This is a genomic window from Amycolatopsis sp. NPDC033938 (assembly GCF_055575975.1).
The window spans coordinates 12,328-31,915 of sequence record NZ_JBVIRO010000007.1 but is presented as its reverse complement, the minus strand read 5'-3'; the positions used below and the strand labels follow the sequence as shown (position 1 = coordinate 31,915).

Below are 19,588 nucleotides of genomic sequence, written 5' to 3'. Positions count from 1 at the left end.
GAGCCTAATGGCCGGTGAAGGAGAGAATTCATTGAGGGGTAAGCGAAACGTGTCGTGATGGTGGGCGGCTGTTCGCGGGGGCGGGCAGCGCGAAGGCGTAACTCACGTGCCTGGATCCCGCACTCGGGTGTCTCCAGAAAATCCGTGAAGGCCTCCTTCCCTACCTTGAAAGTAGGGAAGGAGGCCTTCACGGACAACGCCACCCTCGGGGGTGACCTCGCACCTTACGAGCAGCGCCAGTACGAAGGCTCGGGCAAGCCCATCGGCGTGGCGATGATCGCGCCGTCCGCGGTCACGAACGCGTTCGAACCGAAGGGATGGGGCACGTCCGAGAAATTCGGCCTCGGGCCGGTGATCGTGCTCTCGTTCGCCCCGTCGCGCCAGACACTCACGGAATCCCCCGAAGAGGCACCGTGGAATCCGAGCACGACTCCCCGTGAATTGGCCGCCTTCGCGGTCGCGCCGGGAATGGTCGAGACCACGTTGCCCACGGCGTCCCACACCACGGCCACGCGCCCGCCCGCGGCATCGACGCCGTAACCGGCTGTCACGCCTTCGTCGAACTGCGACGCGACGATCCCGGTGAGACCGGGCGGGGTCTGGAGCATGCCCCTGGAGCCGTCGGCGTGGTAGATCTCGCCGGTCGAGGCCACCACGCGTCCCGTTTCGTCGATCCCGACGGGGAATCCATCCCCGAGGATCCGGTAACCCGTGCCACCCGCGGGCCAAGAGATGATCTGGGTCTTGCCCGAGGTCTCCACGACCCCGGTGATGTCCCCGCGATCGTTGAGCCACGAGGGGTAGGTGTGCCCTGTCGCCGGTGACGGCAACCAGCGATAGAACGTCTGGTACACGTACGGAACGGCGTTGCGCGAGTTGTCGACCTTCGCTCCCACGACCACCCCGTTCCGGTTGATGTCCCGGGTGTGGTTCCAAGCGCCGTCGCGGAAGCGCAGCATTTTCCGCGGCTGGCCGTTGTGCCAGATGATCCCGTAGCCGGGCTCGGGGTAATTACTGCCGTTCCCGAGGATCCACTCGGTGCCGGCGGAACCGTCGATGTAGGCATAGTCGATCCCGGAGGGCATCGGCAGCTTGGTCTGTCGCCAGGAGCAGCCGGCGGGGTCCTGAGCGGGCACGGCCTGCGCCGTCTGGACCCCGATCGCCGTCATGAGGAGCGCCGCTCCCAGAACAACGAGTCTCCGGCCGATCGCCATACTCAGAACCACCACTGGTTCTTGGCGCCCGGCACGAACTCCCACAGCTGCACGACGCCGCCGTCACGGCCCGCGGTGCCGAGGTCGGAGTCGAGGTAACGGCCGCTGCGGACGTTCTGCAGACGCAGGAAGCCCTCCGGGTTCTCGGTGACGGTGAACCACTGGTTCGAACCACCCGGCATGTAGTCCCAAAGCTGGATCTTGGTGCCGTTGCGGTCGATCGTGCCGAGGTCGGCGTCCAGGTACCGTCCGCTTTGGACGTTCTGGAGGCGGTAGTGCCCCTCGGGGATCTGGGTGATGTACCAGGCCTGGTTCGCCGGGATCGTGTTGTCCGGGGCGATGAGGCAGGTCCAGAGCTGAACCTTGGTGCCGTTTCCGTTGATGGTGCCCAGATCCGCGTCCAGGCACCGGCTCTCGTCGGAGGCGGGGCCGAGCAGGTACGCCTGCTGCTGGACGCTGAACCCGGCACCGCGCACGTTCGCCGGACGCAGCGACAGCTGCCCGACGTCGACACGCTGCTGCTCGTCCGCCGCCTGCGCGGCGGGCGCGCCGAACAGTGCCGAGAATCCGGCCAGCACTGTCACGGACACGAGAAATCGCTTGAGATTTCGCATTTTTCTCCCCAGATCGCCGCAGGTGTCTCCACTGGGCCCCGACCAGGACAGCCTGCTGACCATGATCTTGCCGTTCGGCCGCCGCCACGTCAATGAGGTTCTTTCCCACGAAAACGCCACCCCGACGGGAAATCCCGGACGAGGTGGCGATCGTCGACGTGCGGGGTGGATACGGCTGGGGTGCCCGGCGCCGCTCCGGGCACCCCAGCCGCGTCTCAGGTCGCGGCCTTGGAATTGCCGCGCAGTTTGACGTTGGCGGTCGAGGCGTTCTTGATCGCCGTCTCGATCTGCGCCATCGTCGAGGACGAGGTCAGGCCGGGCACCGTCGCCGTGTTCAGCGCGTAGAGCGTGAACGTGTACGGGTGGGTTGAGCCGCCGGGGCAGGGGCCGAAGTATTGCTGTGCGTTCGACCCGCTGCCCATGGCCTTTTGCTTGGCGCCGTTCTGGTTCGGCACGGTGAAGCCCGACCCCAGGCCCTCCGGCAGTGACGCCGCGGCCGCCGGGATGTCCCAGATCGCCCAGTGCAGTTTGTTGCCGTTGTTGGCCACGTCGGCGAAGACGACCGCGTAGCCCTTGGCTCCCGTGGTCCCGGCGCCCCACGCCAGCGGTGGCGAGGTGTCCTGACCCGCGGTGCCGTCACCGGCACAGGTGTACTTGTCCGGGATGGACGCGTTGTCGGCGAACGCGGAACTGGTCAGCTTGAACGCGCCGGGCTGCGAGGAACCAGGAAACTTCAGGCGCACCACCACGTTGTCGATCGTGCTCGGCGTGCCACCGTTCTTGTCCGCGTTGGTCGAGGTGACCCACAGGCCGCCGTCCGGGGTCTTGGTGACCGAACGGAGCCTGCCCCAGCGGCCGGAGAACAGCGACTGCACCGAACCGACGCCGTTGCCCGCCGCGTTGATCTGCGTGGCGAACAGCTGCTGGCTGGTGACGGCCGCGACGTAGATCCAGTCGTTGACGATCTCGATCCCGCTCGGTCCGCCGGAACTGGTCGGCCAGGTCTTCTTCGGCGCGACCGTGCCACCGCAGGTGCCCGTGGTGCCCTCGCACTGGGGCCAGCCGAAGTTGCCGCCCTTCTGGATCAGGTTGAGCTCGTCCTGAGTGCCGTCCCCGAACTCCGACGCCCACAGCTGGCCGCGGGAGTCCCACGCCAGACCCTGCGGGTTGCGGTGCCCGTAGCTCCAGACGTACCGGGCGTTCCCTCCGGTGGAGAAGAACGGGTTGTCACCCGGCGCCGATCCGTCGGGGTTGAGCCGCAGGATCTTCCCGTTGAGCGAACCCTTGTTCTGCGCGGTTTCCTTGTTCTGCCCGTCGCCCACGGTGGCGTAGAGCTTGCCATCCGGGCCGAAGCGCAGCCTTCCGCCGTTGTGGTAACGGTTCTTGGCGATCCCGGTGAGCACCGGTGTCGACGTCGACGACAGCGTTCCGTTGTCGTAGGTCATCTTCACGATCCGGTTGTCGCCGGACGCCGTGTGGTACAGGTAGACCGCGTGATCGGTGGCGTAGTTCGGTGAGATCGCGATGCCGAGCAGTCCGCCTTCGCCGCTGGTGCCGACCGCGCCGGGGACCTTGCCCACCGTGGTCTTCTGGCCCGACGGCGTGATCCGCAGGATCTCGAAGCGGTCGCGTTCGGTCGCCAGCGCCGTGCCGTCCGGCAGGAAGTCGACGGACCAGGCGAGGTCGACCTTCGTGATGTCCTTGTCGTACTCGGGAATGCCGCCGCCGGAGGCGCCACCCGTCTTGACGGAGAGCGCGTTGCTCGCCGCGGAGGCGTTGCCGTCGAGGTCCCGTGCCTTCACCGTGAACGTGTACGACGTGTTCGCCGTCAGCCCGGTGATGGTCGCTTCGAGCGAAGGTGTCGTCGCGACCTTCGTGGTGCCCTGATAGACGTCGTAACCGGCGATGGTGCCGCTGTCGTCGGTGGAAGCGTTCCACGCCAAGGAGACGCTGTTCGCGGTCACCGATGTCGAGCGCAGGTTCCCCGGCACGGTCGGCGGTGTGGTGTCCCCGCTGGGCGGCGTGGTGAACTGGACGACATTGCTTTGCTGCGAAGGGTTTCCGGCCGCGTCGAAGGCGCCGACCGAGATGTCGTACGCGGTGTTCGGCGTCAGGTTGTCGACGGTCGCGGTGAGCGTGTTGCCGTCGACGGTCTTCAGGACGTTGCCGCCGCGCATGACCTCGTAGCGGACCACGCCGACGTTGTCGGTCGCGGCCTCCCAGGTGAAGGTGGCGGACCGGGCCTTGACGTCCTTGGCCACCAGGTTCTTGGGCGGCGTCGGCGCTTCGGCGTCGAGCACTCCGCTCGCGGTGAGCTTGTCCGCGTTGGGGCCACCGTTCTCGGTCGTCGCGGTGGTGCGGATCTTGTTGACCCCGGTGGCCAGCGCGACGTCCTTCGTCACGGTCTTCCACGTCGTCCACGCGCCGGTTCCGGGGAAGGACAGTGTCCCGGCGGCGGTGCCGTTGATGCTCAGCGCGACCGGCCGGTCGATCGTGGTTCCGTTGGCATAGCGGAAAGTCAGCGTCTGCGTGCCAGCCTGCGCGGCGTTCACGGTGTACTCGACATAGCTGCCGACGACGTTGTCGAAGTTCACGAACCCGGTGCCGGAATAGCCCGCGTGGTTCGATTCGACGGCGCCTCGGGAGATCGTCGCGGTCTCGGATTCGTAGTCTGCCGCCGCCGCGCCGGCGGGCAGGGCCGGCAGGACGGCGAAGGTGATCGCCGTTGTGGCGGCGCAGGTGAACAGCGCGCGCCAGGGTGGTCGGGGTGCCACTGGTGCCTCCATGCGTGCGGTCGGGGTCGGGGAGGTACAACGGCGGACCGGGCGAGCCCGGCGGGGAGCGAGAGTTTTAGTTAGGAAACTTTCCTATCTATGGTTCAGATCACACACCAGCTCGTGCTTTGTGTCAATAGCCAACCACTGTCAACACGGAGCGTCACCCTAGAACGCAATTAGTCCTCTGGTTGCGGTGCTTGCGCGTGCAAGTACCGCAACCAGAGGACTAATTGCGTTCCGGGAGAAGGAGGGGTCAGCCCGCGATGTCGGCCCGCGCGATCACCTTCGTGATCTTGGCGCGCACCAAGGACTCCTCGGGGACGGCGTTGCGCTTGCCGTAGGCCTCGGCCTTGTCCGCGCCCATGTACCGGCCACCGAGCCGGGTCGCCCACTCGAGCATCTCGTCGTAATCGTGGTGCAGCACGGCCTCGGCGGTGAACTGCACGTACGAGAACGGCGGCTTCTGATCGTCGACGGCCAGCGAGATCCGGCCGTCGCGGCGGATCGCCTTCCCTTTGAGCGTGTCCGTCCCGGTGGTGAAGATCAGCTCGTCACCGTCGGGGCCCTCGTTCAGCAGGAACCACACCGGCGTCACGATCGGCGCGCCGTTGGCCCGGACAAGGCCGAGCATGCCCGTCCGGGTGCCCTCGCTCGCGAACTTCCACCACTCGTCCCGGTTCATCTCACGCATGGGCCGAACGCTACCGGGACTGCCCGTCGTGAGCAGTCCCGGTCACCCGTGGGTGAGTCGTGAGTGGGTGTTTCGCGTGACTGGATGGATGACACGCGGGAGCGGCAGGTTTCGTCGGGTGTTCTCCGTTCACTCACGCGTGCCCTCCGTCGGATCACGCGTGTCCGCCCGACAGAAAGAAGGGACCATCACGTACTTCACCGCGAGCAAAGCTCACCGGACGCCTGGCATCCGAAAGAGACGCCGAGGGGGCACTGGACCCTCGATCCTCATCCAGTCCCGCGAGCCACAGTCGAGCCGAGGCCGGTCACCCGTGCGGGGTGCCGGGGGCGGCGACTAGCCTGGCCTGCTGTGCGAGACGACGAGCTGACCGGGATGGGGCTGGCCGACGAGGGGCTGACCCGCCGCCTCAAGGCGCTGGCCTGCACCGCGCCCTTGCACGACCTCGACGCGCGCAAGGCGAAGCTGGACTGGGCGGACGCCACGATCTACCAGATGGCCGAGATCGCGCTGCACACGATCGACCAGGTCACCGTGTCGATGGACTTCGACACCGGCGCGGACCACGAACAGGTGATCGTGCGGCTACTGCCGTTCGTCGCGCTCCAGGCTCCCGGCCGGACCCCGGACGAACACGCCAAGGTCGCCCGCTGGGTGCTCGACAACCTGATCAACGTCGGCACCACCGATCGCGGGTTCCGCCGCGTCTACGGTTCCATCGGCCCCGGCGGCGGGTACCAGCGGCGCCAGTTCGACTTCAAGCTGCTCGTCGAACTGGCCGCGCCCGACGGCGAGGTCTACCTGCGCGCCACCGACGAGGCGATCAACGTCCTCGTCGGCGCGCTGGACACCGACGTCGAATCCGCGCAGATCGCGGCCGAGGTCAAACTGGAGAATCTGATCAACCGCGGCCGCCTCGCCGACGCGAAGCTCGCCGCCGAACAGGCCCGCTACCGCACCGTCCAGTACGGCGAGACGCTGCGCGCCAAACTCGACGCCACCCGGCGCGACGTCCGCGCGGTCGACTGGGAACGTGAGGTCCCGGAACTGCTGGACCAGGCGCTGTCCCATATCGAGTCCCGCTTCCGCGCCGAGAACGCGATCCTCAAGAACATCACCGCCTCCCGCGACGAGACCGAGGACCTCGACCGCAAACGCCGCGCCGCCGAACTCGTCGACATCGTCAGCGACTGCATCCGCCGCCATACCCGGCTGCAGTCGCGGCTGGCCGACGCCGGGGCGGTGTTCCGCGCCGAACAGGACCGCCAGCAGTTCTCCGGGCCGCCGCAGCGCGCGACGATCGACCTGTTCGGCCAGCTCCTGATGCCGACGCTGGGCCTGCCGATCGCCGACGCCGTCGCGCCGGCCGAATCCTTCTTCCACGTCGGCGCCGGGATCTCCCCGCCGACCGTGCCTTCGCTGTCCTCGCTGGTGTCGCTACTGCTCCGGCCCGCGCCGGAACGCGACCAGCTCGTCGGCGAGATCCCCGAACCCGAGCTGATGCCCGCCGAGGTCACCGACAAGTTCGGTGACGAGCAGTGGCGCCTCGCCGACGACCTGCTCGACCTGCCCGAGGTGCCGCGACGGCTGTCCGGGCTGCTCGAAGAGGCGCGCCGGATCGACCCGGGGCTGCCCGCTCTGGTCGCGTTGCGGGCGGTGCACGCCTACAGTCCCGAGGTCGGCGCGGCGCTCCGGCTGGGGGAGCGCCAGGTGCTGCTGGCCGTCGACGACGGCACCCTGCTCGAAGATCCCGAGTTCGGCGGAGCGGATCTGCTGCTTTCGTCGGCGCGGGTGGACCGTGAAGACCAGGAAGAGGAGGAGGTCGCGTGACGACATCAGGGGACGTCGAATCCGCGGCCCGGCTCGTCTCGTTCGGCATGCGCCCGAAGCAGCTGCCGTCGCGGGACGTCGTCTACGGCGATCTCGTCCGGCGCTACGGCGAGGACAGCGCGTTCAAGCAGCTCACGCACGCGGTCGCGGCCGGGCTCGGGCTGATGGTGCTGGAGGTCAACCTCCAGGCCGGTGCGGTGCTCGCGGCGACCGACGAGTCCGTCTTCGAGATCAAGATGGACAGCTACGCGCGGCAGAGCAAGATCCGTGAGCGCCGCGAGACCGAGAAGGTCCTGCACGGCCTCATCCACCTGGCCACCGCCGCACTCGGCTATCCGCGCCCCGACGACCTCGCCAACGACACCTACATCGGCCGCGTCAGCGTCGAACAGGTGGACGCGATGGTGCGGGAGGCCTGCCGGATCCTCGACGAACGCGCGGCCGAGGCCGAGGCGAACAACGACCCGCTCGCCGACGCTCCCGAACTCGAACAGGCTTGGCGCGCTTACGCGAGGCGTCCGGCGGCGGCGGCGACCAAGGACGGCAGGCTGGCGTCGGACACCACCCGCGGCATGGTCGCGCGAGCGCTGCGGTTCCTCGCGGATCAGGGTTTCCTGGTCCAGGTCAGCGGGGAACAGGGCGGGACCTACCGGACCACGCCGCGCTATCAGGTGCAGGTGCGCGAACTCGCCGCCGACGCGGCCTTCGACGATCTGCTCGCGCTGAACGTGGTCTCGGTCGCCAACGGCGGCGGAACGCTGCGCGCGGCCGCGTCGGACACGCTCTAGAGGGGTTGGGATGTACGAGCTTTCGCGGGTTCGCCTGCATTCGGTGGGCCCGGCGGGCGCCCGCTACCAGGACGTCGTGCTGGACTTCAGCGGGGTCGGCGCGGCCATCACCGCGCCCAAGCAGGACGCGCTGTTCAGCGCCGGGATCCACCTGGCGGGCGAGGGGCCGCCGCGGCGCCCGTCCCCGGCCAGCGTGCTGTTCCTGGAGAACGGCGGCGGCAAATCCGTGCTGATCAAGCTGATCTTCTCGGTCATGCTGCCCGGCCGCCGTCAGGTCGTCGGCACGACGAACACCAAGGTCCTGGAGAAGTTCGTCGCCGCCAAGGACGTCTCGCATGTGGTGCTGGAGTGGCTGCAGGTCGAGACCGGCCACCGGGTGATCACCGGCAAGGTGTCGGAATGGCGCGGGCACGTGGTGTCGGCGGATTCGGAGAACCTCGTCGACTCCTGGTACTGCTTCCGCCCGACGCCCTCACTCGACCTGGACTCGCTGCCGCTGACGTCGGACGGCAGGCTGCTGACGATGTCGGGCTTCCACGACCAGCTCGACAAGGTGCACGGCGGGGAGCCGGAACTGGAGCTGTTCTGGACCCGGCGCCACCACGAGTGGACGTCCCGGCTGGACGGCCTCGGCCTCGACACCGAGCTTTTCCGCTACCAGCGCGCGATGAACGCCGGGGAGGGCGAGGCCGCGGACGCCTTCGCGTTCAGCACCGACGAGGCGTTCGTCGAGTTCCTGCTGCGCGCGGTGCTGTCGGAGGACGAACCGAAGGACCTCGCCGAGGTCGTCGCGACCTACGCGCACAACCTCGCCCAGCGCGGGGATCTGTTGTCGGAGCGGGACTTCGTCGCGGGCGCGCTCGATCTGCTGACGCCGCTGGCGGAGGAGGAAGGCGTCGCCGCCGCGTCGCGGAAGCTCGCCGACGCCGCCCGTGCAGAGATGCGGACTCTCGCCGGTCAGGTGGCCGCTCGCGACAAGCTGGAGAACGAGCGGCTCAGCGGCCTCGAACAGCACGTCGACGAGGTGAAGTCGGCCGAGAAGCTGGCCGAGGGCGACCACCGCCGTCTCACCGCCGGGGTCACCGAACTCCGCCGCCTGGTCGGGAAACTGCGGCTCGACGAGGCGCAGGAGAGCAAGAAGCGGATCGACGGCGAACTCGCCGAGGCCAAGACCGCCGCCGAAGCCTGGCGTGAATGCGCCACCGTGCTCAACCACCTCAACGCCGCCCGCAAGGCCCGCGATTTCCGGGAACTGGTGGGGAATCGCGAGCAGAAGGCCCAGCCCGCGCTGCAGGCGCGCAACACCGCCGCGGCCGCGCTCGCCCGGGGGCTGCTGGCGCTGGCCAAGAACGCGACCGATCAGGCGTCGAAGGCCGAAGCCCACGCCGACGCCCTGCGTGCCGAAGCGGAGAAGGCCCAGGCGGAACGCGACGAATCGGCGAACCTCGCGGCCTCGCGCCGGGCGGAGGCTCGCGGGCTTGGCGCGCGGATCGCCGAAATCCGGGAGGAGATCGCGGAGACCGTCCGGTCCGGCGCGCTCAAGGCCGGGGCGGACGTCGCCGACGCGGCGCGCGCGGCCAGGACCGAGGCCGAGACGACCGCCGCGGAACTCGTCCGCCGCGAACAGGAACTCGAACGCGTCGCGGAGGATCTGCGCACCGCGCAGGCGACCGTCAACGACGCGCACCGGCTCGCCGGGTCCACCAAGGACAGGCTGGAGCGCGCCGCCGAAGAGCTGGACCGCGCGAACCGGCGCACCGACGCGCTCGCCGTCGAACCCCGGCTGGTCGAACTCATCGGCGCTGACGACGTCGCGCTGGAGACGGATCTCCCGGTTCTGCTGGAACGTCTTCGCGAGGCGGCGGCGACCGCGGAGAAGGAACAGACGGCGTTGCGGATGGAGGAGTCCGTCGACGAGCGGGCCCTGAACGCGCTCGGATCCGGCGGTCTCCTGCCCGCCACCGAAGAGGTCCAGGCCGCGTTGGACGCGCTGGAAGCCGCGGGGATGAACGCGTGGTCCGGCTGGCGCTATTTGTCCACTTTGGACAAGAAACGGCGGGCGGCCGTGCTGGCCCGCGCGCCCCAGCTGGTCTCGGGGATCCTCCTCAACGAACCGGAGCAGGTCCGGCTCGCCGAGAAGGTGCTGGCGGAGCGGCGCTTGCTGCCCACCACGATCATCCCGGTCGCCACCACCGAGGCCACCACGACCGACCGCCTGCCGGGTGAGGCGGGTATCGAGTTCCTTGTTCCGCCCAACCCGGCGATGTACGACGAGGAAGCCGCCGACGCCGAGCGCGAGGCCATCGCGCTCCGGCACGCGGAACGGCAGCGTCGCCTCGAAGCGCTGACGACTTCGCTGGCCGACGACAGCGCGCTGTCGTGGAAACTGAAGACCTGGCGCGAGGACTACCCGCCCGGCAGCATCGCGACGCTGGCCGAACAGCTGCAGAACGCGCGTACCGCCCACGAGACCGCGCAGACCGCGTTGGACCAGGCCGAGAAGGAATTCCAGCGTCTCGGGGAGAAAGCGGCCGGGCTGCGGGAGCGGATTCCCGAATTGCGCACGGCTTCGGCCGAGGCGGGGGAGCGGGCTCGCGGGCTGGAAGCGCTCGCGACGCGTGCCGCGAAGATTCCCGAGTGGACGGACGACGTCGAACGCGCCACCGAGACCGCCGAGCGGGCCGAATCGACGGCGTCGGAAGCCGCGGTGAAGGCGTCCCGGCTGCGCGAGCAGGCCGGTGAGGAACAGCGCACCGCCGACGGGCACCGGAGGACGGCGACGACGGCGAAGGCGGAGCTGGCCGAAGTCCCGGGTTCGAGCGACGTCACCGAAAACGACCCCGCGCCCGCCGAACCGGTGGACGCGTTGCGGCGGACCTTCGCGTCGGCGTCCGAGGCGTACTCGAAGGTCGAGGTCGGCAGCGATCTGCGGGCCGAACTCGAGCAGGCGGAAAGCGTCGAGGCGTCCGCACGGGCGGCCGTCGAAGCACTGGACGACGCGGTCCGGGAGCGGGCCTTGACGTTGCTGGAGACGCCGGACGGTTCCGACGCTTCGGCGCGCGCGGCCGCGCAGGCGCGGGCGAACCGGGCCGTCGCGGTGCTGGAGGAGGAACGCACCGAGATCGTCGGGCTCGTCGCGACCCGCAAGGCGGAACTGAGCCAGCTTCCGGAACAACCGTCCGCGCTTGCCCTCGATGCCCGGCCGAAGGATATCGAGCACGGCTTGGAGCTGATCGACGAAGCGAGTCTCGAGGTGTCGGCGGCCGCCCGGAAATGGGAGGAACTGCAGGAGCGCCGCGCCGAGGCAGAAGCGACGCTGGAGTCCGCGAAGACGTCCGCCTCCGGATTCGGCCTGCTGGCCGAGTCGATGGCGCATCTTCTGTCCAAAGAGGACGACGCGGCGGCCTTCGACGGCGACGTCGAATCCGCGCGGACCAAACATTCCCGGCTCAACGCCGCGCTCACCGAGGCGCAGGACTCGGCCGACGCCGGTGACCGCCGGGTGCGGGCCGCGGCCGACCAGCTGGCGCAGTACGCCACCGACAAGCGCTTCGAGAAGCTCAGCACCCCCGTGCGGCAGCAGGTGATCTCGGTCCGCCGCGACCAGCTGCCCGCGCACGCCGCCGAATGGGCCGAGGCGCTGCGCCCGCGGTTGCGCACGCTCACCGACGATCTCGCGCAGATCGACCGGCACCGCGGCGGCATCATCACCCGCCTGCAGGGCATGGTCGACGGCGCCCTGCGCACGCTCCGTGCGGCACAACGGGTTTCGCGGCTGCCGGACGGTCTCGGCGACTGGTCGGGCCAGGAGTTCCTGCGGATCCGCTTCACCGAACTCGAAGAGAACGTGCTCGCCGAGAAACTGGGCGAGGTCGTCGACGAGGCCGCGGTGGGGAAGACCTCCGACGGCCGGGACGTCAAACGGGACGGGCTTTCGCTCGTGCTGCGCGGCGTACAGGCCGCCGCTCCCAAGGGTTTCCGCGTCGACATGCTGAAACCGGACTCCGTGCTGAGGACCGAACGCCAGCGCGTCTCGGAGATCCGGGACGTGTTCTCCGGCGGCCAGCAACTGACCGCGGCGATCATCCTGTACTGCACGCTCGCCGCGCTCCGCGCCAACAACCGCGGAAAGGCGCGCAACCGGCACTCCGGCGTGCTGTTCCTCGACAACCCGATCGGCCGCGCGTCGGCCGGGTACCTGCTGGAACTGCAGCGGGCGGTGGCCGAGGCGCTGGGTGTCCAGCTGATCTACACGACCGGTCTGTTCGACGCGGGCGCGCTGAGCGAGTTCCCGCTGATCGTGCGGCTGCGCAACGACGCGGACCTCCGGGCCGGGCGCAAATACCTGTCCGTCGACGCGACGATCCGGAACGCGACCGACGAACTCGGGGAGCCGGACGGCGTCGCGCGGCTCTCGGCGACACGGCTGTTCACGCGGCCCTCGGACGAACCGGAGCCGGAGGAGGAGACCGCCTAGGTGGCACACGGTGGCACTTTGGGGCACAGGAGCGCTATAGTGCGCTAATGAGCGTTCAACACGAGATCTCCCAGCGTGATCTCCGGAACCGTTCCGGCGAGATCATGGACGCGGTCGAGCACGGTGAAACCTTCACCGTGACCCGTAGCGGTTCGCCCATCGCCCAGCTGGTTCCGTTGTGTCGACGGCACGCCGTTTCCCGTGACCAGTTCGCCACTGGCTCGGCCAACGCTCCGCTCATCGACCCGGACAGGTTCCGCGCGGACCTCGACGACGCTTTCGAAGGGGAGGCGGAAGATCCCTATGGCCGCTGAGGTCCACGGCCTGCTCGACACGAACATCCTGATCCTCCGTCGGACGATCGACCACGCCCAGCTGCCGGATCTGATGTCGATCAGCACGATCACGCTCGCCGAACTGTCGGCGGGGCCGCACTATGCCACCGATCCGGCCGAGCGAGCCCGGCGTACGGATCTGTTGCAGCGCGTGGAATCCGAGTTCGACCCACTGCCTTTCGGCACCGAGGCGGCGCGGATCTTCGGCCGGGTTTCGGCGTCCGTGCTCGCGCTGGGCAGGACGCCACGGCGGCGCGTGGCCGACCTGATGATCGCCAGTGTGGCCATCGCGCACCGGATGCCGCTGTACACCACCAATCCGCAGGATTTCGAAGGCCTGAAAGAACTTCTCGACGTCGTCCCGGTCACCCGGCCGATACGGACCTGAGAGGGCGTCGGGAAGCGCGTGTAGGCCCCCTTCCCTCGGCTCAGCCGAGGGAAGGGGGCCTTCACGCGCAGCCGCTACGGGCCCACCCACCAGTAGGTATCTAAAACACCCTTGGCCAGAACGACACTTACCATTCACGACCAGGGGCTCAAGGGACACCGGCCTTTTCGCGGGACCGGCCGCGGATCGAGCTGCGGTACTGCCCCGGGGCCTGACGGCGGGCGCGCCGGAAGGCCCGGCTGAACGCGTACACCGACGTGTAGCCGACCGAACGGGCGATGGTGTCCACCGTGTCGTCGGTGTCACGGAGCCGGACCGCGGCCAGATCCATCCGCCACCGGGTCAGGTAGTCGCCGGGGGTCCGGCCGGTGGTTTCGCGGAAGCGGCGGGTCAAGGTGCTGCGTGAGGTCGCCAGTTCCGCCGCGAGCAGCTCCGTCGTCCACGGTTTCGCCGGTGCCTCGTGGATCTTGGCCAGTGCCACGCTGATCACCGGGTCGCCGAGGACACCGAGCCAGGTTCCCCGCGTCTCGTCCGGTTTCTCGGTCCGCCACGCGCGGAGCAACTGGACCAGGAGGATGTCGACGAGCCGGTTGAGGACGAATTCGGTGGCGATCTGGGGCGAGGCGAGCTCCCGCGACAGCAGCCTGACGGTGTCGTCCAGTCCGCCACCGACGTGGTTCGCGCGGATGTGCACCAGCTCCGGCAGGGTGGCCAGCACCTGGGTGGACACCGCCGGGTCATAGTCGTAGGACGCGCCGAGGACATGGGTCTCCACCTCCCCGGAACCGAGGCGCAGCACCCCGCCGCATCTGCGCGCCTTCTCCGCCGCGGTGCACACGTTGGGAATGATCGCGACGTCCGGTGCGCTGCGCAGGGTGTGCTCCGGCCCGTTCGGCAGCAGGACGACGTCGCCGGGCATGAGTTGCCGCGGCGGGTGGCCCGGCAGGTCCAGCCAGGCCGTCCCGCAGGTGACGGCGTAGAAGGCGGCGCCGGCGATGCCGTGCCAGAGGACGCCCCACGGCCCGGACGCCTCGATCCGCGCTCCGGCGGTGCCCCGGACGCCGCCCAAGGCGAGGGTTTCGGCCAGCAGGTCCATATCGGCGAGGGTAGTGCGACAAACGGATATGCCCATGGCGATTTCAGGCATCGAGACGGTCACGAGACAGGTCATACGATCGAGGTCATGGCAGACACGATCGACTTCGACTTCGACGAGATCAACCGCGGCGTGATCGCCGAATTCCGGGAGAACGGCGGTAAGGCGGGCGGAATGTTCGAGGGCGTCCCGCTCGTCCTCGTCCACCACACCGGCGCGAAGTCCGGAACACAGCGGATCGCGCCGCTGGCCGCGTACCTGGAGGACGACCGGATCTACATCTTCGCCAGCAAGGGTGGCGCCGACGAGAACCCGGCGTGGTACCACAACCTGGTGGCCAACCCGGAGACCAAGGTCGAGTTCGGCACCGAGACCTTCCCGGTCCGCGCACGGGTGCTCACCGGCTCCGAGCGTGACGACGTCTACGCCAAGCAGTCCGCCGTCCTGCCCCAGTTCGCCGAGTACCAGCGCAAGACCAGCCGGGTCATCCCGGTGATCGAACTGGAACGGATCTAGCAGCTTCAGCCGTTCCGAACCGGGATTGTCGGGGGCCGGTGGTAGAACCGATTCGTGCTCCCCAAGATCGGCCTCCAGCAGCGCCGCGCCCGGCTCGCCGTGCGCCATCACCTCGCCACGCCCGCGCCGTCCGTGCACGCCGCGGCGGACGCGGTCGTGGCGCTGCACGCCACGGATCCGGCGACGGTCCACCTCTCGGCGTGGGCCCGGGTCAAGGGCGATGGCGTCGCGGAACTGGAGAACGCGCTCTACGAAGAGCGCACGCTGGTGCGGATCCTCGGCATGCGCCGCACGGTCTTCGTCCTCGGGCACGAGAACGCGGCGCTGGTACAGGCGGCCTGTTCGGCCGACATCGCCAAGAAGCAGCGCCGCCTGCTCGAACAGCACCTCGGCCAGCAGGGGCATCCGGAGAACGTGCCCGATCCGGAACGCTGGCTGGCCGAGGTCGAGGACGCGACAGAGCGCGCTCTGAAGGCCCGCGGTTCCGCCACGGCGCAACAGCTGTCCGAGGACGAGCCCCGGCTGAGGCAACAGCTCCTGATGTCGAAGGGCAAGCCGTACGAGGCGATCGCCAACGTCACCAGCCGGGTCCTGTTCCAGCTCGCGGTCGACGGCCGCATCGTGCGCGGGCGGCCGCGCGGCAGCTGGCTCAGCAGCCAGTACTACTGGGCCACGATGGCGGACTGGCTTCCACAGGGGCTCGCGGTGTGGGACGCCGACCAGGCCAGAGCCGAACTGGCCCGGAAGTGGCTCTACGCCTACGGACCGGCCCCGGTCGCGGATCTCCGGTGGTGGACGGGCTGGACGGTCGGGCAGACCAAGAAGGCGCTCGCGGCCGTTCAGTCGATCGAGGTCGATCTCGACGGTGTCCCCGGCGTGCTGCTCGCCGACGATGTCGAGCCCGTCGCGGAACCCGAGCCCTGGGTCGCGCTGCTTCCTTCTCTCGACCCGACGTCGATGGGATGGCTCGACCGCGACTGGTACCTCGGCCCCCACCGGGCGCCGCTGTTCGACGGCACCGGCAACATCGGCCCCACGATCTGGGCCGACGGCCGGATCGTCGGCGGCTGGGCGCAGCGTCCCGACGGTGAGGTGGTCCATCACTTCCTGGAGGACGTCGGCGCGGACGTCGAACGGGCCGTCGAGGCGGAGGCGAACCACCTGGCCGAGTGGTTCGGAGAGGTGCGAGTCACGCCACGGATGCGTACGCCGCTCGAGCGACGGCTAGCACAGTGAAGCTGAGAGTTTCCCCAAGACGTCCTGGTAGCGACGCACTTAATCGATTCTTGACCTGACCCACCGAGTGGTGGAAGTCTCGTCAGGGCAAAGAGGGCCGCCCGAGCGCGCACGCTAGGGTTGCGCCCGAGTAACGGACGTCTTTCCGGGGCGATCCCGGACGAGTCTCAAGGGAGTGGCAGCAGTGACGGTTCGCGTAGGTGTCAACGGCTTCGGCCGCATCGGCCGCAACTTCTTCCGGGCCGTGCAGGCCGCCGGTCACGACATCGAGGTGGTCGCGTTCAACGACCTCGGCGACGTCGCCACGATGGCCCACCTGCTCAAGTACGACTCCATCCTCGGCCGTTTCCCGGGCGAGGTCAGCGTCAGCGACGAGGGCATCGTCGTCGACGGCAAGACCATCAAGGCCCTCGCCGAGCGCGACCCGGCCAACCTGCCCTGGGGCGACCTGGGCGTGGACGTCGTCGTCGAGTCGACTGGCTTCTTCACCAGCGGTGACGCCGCCAAGGCGCACATCGCCGGTGGCGCCAAGAAGGTCATCATCTCCGCGCCCGCCAAGGGCGAGGACCTGACCGTGGTGCTGGGCGTCAACGACGACAAGTACGACGGCTCGCAGACCATCATCTCGAACGCCTCCTGCACCACCAACTGCCTCGGCCCGCTGGCCAAGGTCCTCAACGACGCGTTCGGCATCGAGCAGGGCCTGATGACCACGATCCACGCGTACACGCAGGACCAGAACCTGCAGGACGCCCCGCACAAGGACCTGCGCCGTGCCCGTGCCGCCGCGCTGAGCATGGTCCCGACCTCGACCGGTGCCGCCAAGGCCATCGGCCTGGTCCTGCCGGAGCTCAACGGCAAGCTCGACGGCTTCGCGGTCCGCGTCCCGGTCCCGACCGGTTCGGCCACCGACCTCACCGTCACGCTGACCAAGAGCGCGACGCTCGAGGAGATCAACGCCGCGTACAAGGCCGCCGCCGAGGGCCCCTTGGCCGGCATCCTGCGCTACAACGAGGACCCGATCGTTTCGGCCGACATCGTCACCGACCCGGCGTCCTGCATCTACGACGCGCCGCTGACCAAGGTCATCGGTAACCAGGTCAAGGTCATCGGCTGGTACGACAACGAGTGGGGCTACTCCAACCGCCTCGCCGACCTCGTCAAGCTCGTCGGCAACAAGCTCTCCTGAGCCATGGCGCTGAAGAACCTCGAAGACCTGCTGGGCGAGGACGTCTCGGGCCGGTACGTACTCGTACGTTCCGACCTGAACGTCCCGCTCGACGGGGACAAGATCACCGACGACGGCCGCGTCCGCGCGGCCCTGCCGACCCTCAAGCGGCTCGCCGAGGCGGGCGCGAAGGTGGTCGTCACGGCGCACCTCGGCCGTCCCAAGGGCGAGCCGGACCCGAAGTTCTCGCTCGCGCCCGTCGCCGCGAAGCTCACCGAGCTGCTCGGTGTCGACGTCTCGCTGGCCGGTGACCTGGTCGGCGAGTCCGCCAAGGCCACCGTCGCCGGCCTGACCGACGGTCAGGTGGCCCTGCTGGAGAACGTGCGTTTCGACGCGCGCGAGACCAGCAAGGTCGAGGCGGAGCGCCAGGAACTGGCCGCCGAGCTGGCCGCGCTGGTCCCGGGCGGCGCGTTCGTCTCCGACGGCTTCGGTGTCGTGCACCGCAAGCAGGCTTCGGTCTACGAGATCGCGCGGGCGCTTCCGGCGTATGCGGGCGGTCTGGTGCTGGCGGAGGTCGACGTCCTCAAGAAGCTCACCGAGGACCTCGCGCGGCCGTACGTCGTCGTCCTCGGCGGCGCGAAGGTGTCGGACAAGCTGGGTGTCATCGCCAACCTGCTGACCAAGGTCGACAGGCTGCTCATCGGTGGCGGCATGGCGTACACCTTCCTCAAGGCCCAGGGCCACGAGGTCGGGAATTCGCTGTTGCAGGAGGACCAGCTCGAGCAGGTCCGCGGTTTCCTCGCCGAGGCGGAGAAACGTGGTGTCGAGCTGATCCTGCCGGTGGACGTCCTCGCCGCGAAGGGCTTCGCGGCCGACGCGGAGTTCGACGTCGTCGACGCGAAGGCCATCCCGGCCGACCGCATGGGTCTCGACATCGGCCCCAAGTCGCGCGAGCTGTTCGCGGGCAAGCTGGCCGACGCGGCGACCGTGTTCTGGAACGGCCCGATGGGCGTGTTCGAGTTCGAGTCCTTCGCCGGCGGCACCCGTGCCGTGGCCGAGGCGCTCGTCAAGAGCGACGCCTTCACCGTGGTCGGCGGTGGCGACTCCGCCGCGGCCGTGCGGCAGCTGGGCCTGCCCGAGGACGGTTTCTCGCACATCTCGACCGGCGGCGGCGCGTCGCTGGAGTACCTGGAGGGCAAGGAACTGCCCGGAGTCGCTGTGCTGGGAGAGAACGACTAGTGGCGCGCAAACCGCTCATCGCCGGCAACTGGAAGATGAACCAGAACCACCTCGAAGCCATCGCGCTGGTTCAGAAGATCGCCTTCGCCCTGCCGGAGAAGTACTACGCGAAGGTCGACGTCGCGGTCCTGCCGCCGTTCACCGACATCCGCAGTGTCCAGACGCTGACCGACGGCGACAAGCTGTCGCTCACCTACGGCGCCCAGGACCTGTCGCCGCACGACTCCGGTGCCTACACCGGTGACGTGTCGGGCCCGATGCTGGCGAAGCTGGGCTGCAGCTTCGTCACCGTGGGGCACTCGGAGCGGCGCGAGTACCACGGCGAGACCGACGAACTGGTCAACAAGAAGGTCAAGGCCGCGCTCAAGCACGGCATCAAGCCGATCCTGTGCGTGGGGGAGAAGCTCGAGGTCCGTGAGGCGGGCGAGCACATCGCCCACACCACGACCCAGCTGGTCGAGGGCCTGAAGGGGCTCAAGGCCGAGCAGGTCAAGGACGTCGTCGTCGCCTACGAGCCGGTCTGGGCCATCGGGACCGGCAAGGTCGCGACCCCGTCGGACGCCGAGGAGGTGTGCGGAGCCATCCGCGCCACCCTCGCCGAGAAATACGGTGCCGAGGTCGCGTCCTCGGTGCGCGTGCTCTACGGCGGCTCGGCGAAGGCCAACAACATCAGTGACCTCGTCGCCTGCGAGAACATCGATGGTGCCCTCGTTGGTGGTGCCAGCCTGGATGGTGACGAGTTCACCAAACTCTGCGCACTCGCCGCGGGCGGGCCCCTGCCCTGATCGGGGCACCTACCGGGTAACCTGTGTATCCGGTCCGTCACACAGCAGTGGACGAGTCCAGGAGTACGGTGTGTTCTGGTGGTACTGAGCCGTTTTCGAACTTCGGCCACCCGCGGCACACCGTTTTCCTGCATTCTCCAAGAGCGCAGAGGATGACATGAAGCTGTTCCTGCAAATCCTGTTGATCGCCTCCAGCTTTTTCCTGGTGGTCGCCGTGTTGCTGCACCGCGGCCGTGGTGGCGGTCTGTCTTCGCTGTTCGGTGGCGGTATGCAATCGAGCCTCTCGGGCTCGAGCGTGGCCGAGAAGAACCTCGACCGGATCACGCTGCTGCTGGGCGCGGTGTGGCTGATCAGCATCATCGGCCTCGGGCTCCTGCTCAAGGTCTGATCGATCCAGGTGTTTCGGCGTGCCTATGGGGGGCGCGCCGCCGATC

General features: G+C 68.8%; 16 protein-coding genes. 11 read left to right on the top strand and 5 right to left on the bottom strand.

What is annotated here, in order from left to right; genetic code table 11:
• Window positions 1-224: 224 nt before the first annotated feature.
• From ACZ5ZX_RS19540 to ACZ5ZX_RS19525, 4 genes are all read right to left on the bottom strand, one after another.
• Window positions 225-1,169, bottom strand: a complete 945-nt coding sequence (locus tag ACZ5ZX_RS19540) for a hypothetical protein (protein ID WP_465503414.1) — start codon at window positions 1,167-1,169, stop codon at window positions 225-227.
• Window positions 1,170-1,216: 47 nt separating this feature from the next.
• On the bottom strand, window positions 1,217-1,828 hold the full coding sequence (locus tag ACZ5ZX_RS19535; protein WP_465503413.1) for an RICIN domain-containing protein: 612 nt from the start codon (window positions 1,826-1,828) through the stop codon (window positions 1,217-1,219).
• A 215-nt stretch (window positions 1,829-2,043) separates the two neighbouring features.
• A complete protein-coding gene (locus tag ACZ5ZX_RS19530; RefSeq protein WP_465503412.1) occupies window positions 2,044-4,602 on the bottom strand; it encodes a PQQ-dependent sugar dehydrogenase in 2,559 nt (852 codons plus the stop codon).
• Window positions 4,603-4,858: 256 nt separating this feature from the next.
• The gene (locus tag ACZ5ZX_RS19525) at window positions 4,859-5,296 is read right to left on the bottom strand and encodes a PPOX class F420-dependent oxidoreductase (RefSeq protein ID WP_465503411.1); all 438 of its coding nucleotides are present in this window, start codon (window positions 5,294-5,296) and stop codon (window positions 4,859-4,861) included.
• Window positions 5,297-5,671: 375 nt separating this feature from the next.
• Between ACZ5ZX_RS19525 and ACZ5ZX_RS19520 the strand changes: the two genes are divergently transcribed.
• The 5 genes from ACZ5ZX_RS19520 to ACZ5ZX_RS19500 are packed head-to-tail and all read left to right on the top strand — an operon-like array spanning window position 5,672 to window position 13,114.
• Window positions 5,672-7,126 carry a hypothetical protein gene (locus tag ACZ5ZX_RS19520; protein WP_465503660.1) on the top strand — a complete coding sequence of 485 codons (1,455 nt, stop codon included), beginning with the start codon at window positions 5,672-5,674 and terminating at the stop codon, window positions 7,124-7,126.
• A 47-nt stretch (window positions 7,127-7,173) separates the two neighbouring features.
• Window positions 7,174-7,914, top strand: a complete 741-nt coding sequence (locus ACZ5ZX_RS19515) for a hypothetical protein (protein ID WP_465503659.1) — start codon at window positions 7,174-7,176, stop codon at window positions 7,912-7,914.
• A gap of 10 nt (window positions 7,915-7,924) precedes the next feature.
• Window positions 7,925-12,391, top strand: a complete 4,467-nt coding sequence (locus tag ACZ5ZX_RS19510) for a hypothetical protein (protein ID WP_465503410.1) — start codon at window positions 7,925-7,927, stop codon at window positions 12,389-12,391.
• A gap of 47 nt (window positions 12,392-12,438) precedes the next feature.
• Window positions 12,439-12,705 (top strand): type II toxin-antitoxin system Phd/YefM family antitoxin, encoded by a 267-nt coding sequence (locus tag ACZ5ZX_RS19505; protein ID WP_037320919.1) that lies wholly within the window; start codon window positions 12,439-12,441, stop codon window positions 12,703-12,705.
• Entirely contained in the window at window positions 12,695-13,114 is a 420-nt protein-coding gene (locus ACZ5ZX_RS19500; RefSeq protein ID WP_465503409.1) for a PIN domain-containing protein, read from the top strand. Before ACZ5ZX_RS19505 ends, ACZ5ZX_RS19500 begins: the two co-directional genes overlap by 11 nt.
• A 148-nt stretch (window positions 13,115-13,262) precedes the next feature.
• On the opposite strand, the gene ACZ5ZX_RS19495 is transcribed toward ACZ5ZX_RS19500, so the two are convergent.
• Window positions 13,263-14,210 carry an AraC family transcriptional regulator gene (locus ACZ5ZX_RS19495; protein ID WP_465503408.1) on the bottom strand — a complete coding sequence of 316 codons (948 nt, stop codon included), beginning with the start codon at window positions 14,208-14,210 and terminating at the stop codon, window positions 13,263-13,265.
• An 87-nt stretch (window positions 14,211-14,297) separates the two neighbouring features.
• On the opposite strand from ACZ5ZX_RS19495, the gene ACZ5ZX_RS19490 reads away from it, so the two are divergent.
• The 6 genes from ACZ5ZX_RS19490 (at window position 14,298) to secG (ending at window position 19,542) form a co-directional block, all read left to right on the top strand.
• Window positions 14,298-14,726 (top strand): nitroreductase family deazaflavin-dependent oxidoreductase, encoded by a 429-nt coding sequence (locus tag ACZ5ZX_RS19490; RefSeq protein ID WP_465503407.1) that lies wholly within the window; start codon window positions 14,298-14,300, stop codon window positions 14,724-14,726.
• A gap of 54 nt (window positions 14,727-14,780) precedes the next feature.
• Entirely contained in the window at window positions 14,781-15,962 is a 1,182-nt protein-coding gene (locus tag ACZ5ZX_RS19485) for a winged helix DNA-binding domain-containing protein (protein WP_465503406.1), read from the top strand.
• Window positions 15,963-16,146: 184 nt separating this feature from the next.
• Complete coding sequence (gap, locus tag ACZ5ZX_RS19480) at window positions 16,147-17,151, top strand: type I glyceraldehyde-3-phosphate dehydrogenase (protein WP_465503405.1); 1,005 nt, start codon at window positions 16,147-16,149, stop codon at window positions 17,149-17,151.
• A gap of 9 nt (window positions 17,152-17,160) precedes the next feature.
• Window positions 17,161-18,369, top strand: coding sequence for a phosphoglycerate kinase (locus ACZ5ZX_RS19475; protein ID WP_465503658.1), 1,209 nt, complete (start codon window positions 17,161-17,163; stop codon window positions 18,367-18,369).
• Window positions 18,369-19,154 carry a triose-phosphate isomerase gene (tpiA, locus tag ACZ5ZX_RS19470; RefSeq protein ID WP_465465766.1) on the top strand — a complete coding sequence of 262 codons (786 nt, stop codon included), beginning with the start codon at window positions 18,369-18,371 and terminating at the stop codon, window positions 19,152-19,154. Before ACZ5ZX_RS19475 ends, tpiA begins: the two co-directional genes overlap by 1 nt.
• Before the next feature lie 157 nt (window positions 19,155-19,311).
• Window positions 19,312-19,542 (top strand): preprotein translocase subunit SecG, encoded by a 231-nt coding sequence (gene secG, locus ACZ5ZX_RS19465; protein ID WP_005152283.1) that lies wholly within the window; start codon window positions 19,312-19,314, stop codon window positions 19,540-19,542.
• Window positions 19,543-19,588 lie beyond the last annotated feature (46 nt).

Excerpts from the sequence above, each read along its gene's own strand:
- ACZ5ZX_RS19540 (WP_465503414.1), bottom strand. The coding sequence starts at position 1,169 with ATGACGGCGATCGGGGTCCAGACGGCGCAGGCCGTGCCCGCTCAGGAC.
- ACZ5ZX_RS19535 (WP_465503413.1), bottom strand. The coding sequence starts at position 1,828 with ATGCGAAATCTCAAGCGATTTCTCGTGTCCGTGACAGTGCTGGCCGGA.
- ACZ5ZX_RS19525 (WP_465503411.1), bottom strand. The coding sequence starts at position 5,296 with ATGCGTGAGATGAACCGGGACGAGTGGTGGAAGTTCGCGAGCGAGGGC.
- ACZ5ZX_RS19520 (WP_465503660.1), top strand. The coding sequence starts at position 5,672 with ATGGGGCTGGCCGACGAGGGGCTGACCCGCCGCCTCAAGGCGCTGGCC.
- ACZ5ZX_RS19515 (WP_465503659.1), top strand. The coding sequence starts at position 7,174 with ATGCGCCCGAAGCAGCTGCCGTCGCGGGACGTCGTCTACGGCGATCTC.
- ACZ5ZX_RS19510 (WP_465503410.1), top strand. The coding sequence starts at position 7,925 with ATGTACGAGCTTTCGCGGGTTCGCCTGCATTCGGTGGGCCCGGCGGGC.
- ACZ5ZX_RS19505 (WP_037320919.1), top strand. The coding sequence starts at position 12,439 with ATGAGCGTTCAACACGAGATCTCCCAGCGTGATCTCCGGAACCGTTCC.
- ACZ5ZX_RS19500 (WP_465503409.1), top strand. The coding sequence starts at position 12,695 with ATGGCCGCTGAGGTCCACGGCCTGCTCGACACGAACATCCTGATCCTC.
- ACZ5ZX_RS19495 (WP_465503408.1), bottom strand. The coding sequence starts at position 14,210 with ATGGACCTGCTGGCCGAAACCCTCGCCTTGGGCGGCGTCCGGGGCACC.
- ACZ5ZX_RS19490 (WP_465503407.1), top strand. The coding sequence starts at position 14,298 with ATGGCAGACACGATCGACTTCGACTTCGACGAGATCAACCGCGGCGTG.
- secG (WP_005152283.1), top strand. The coding sequence starts at position 19,312 with ATGAAGCTGTTCCTGCAAATCCTGTTGATCGCCTCCAGCTTTTTCCTG.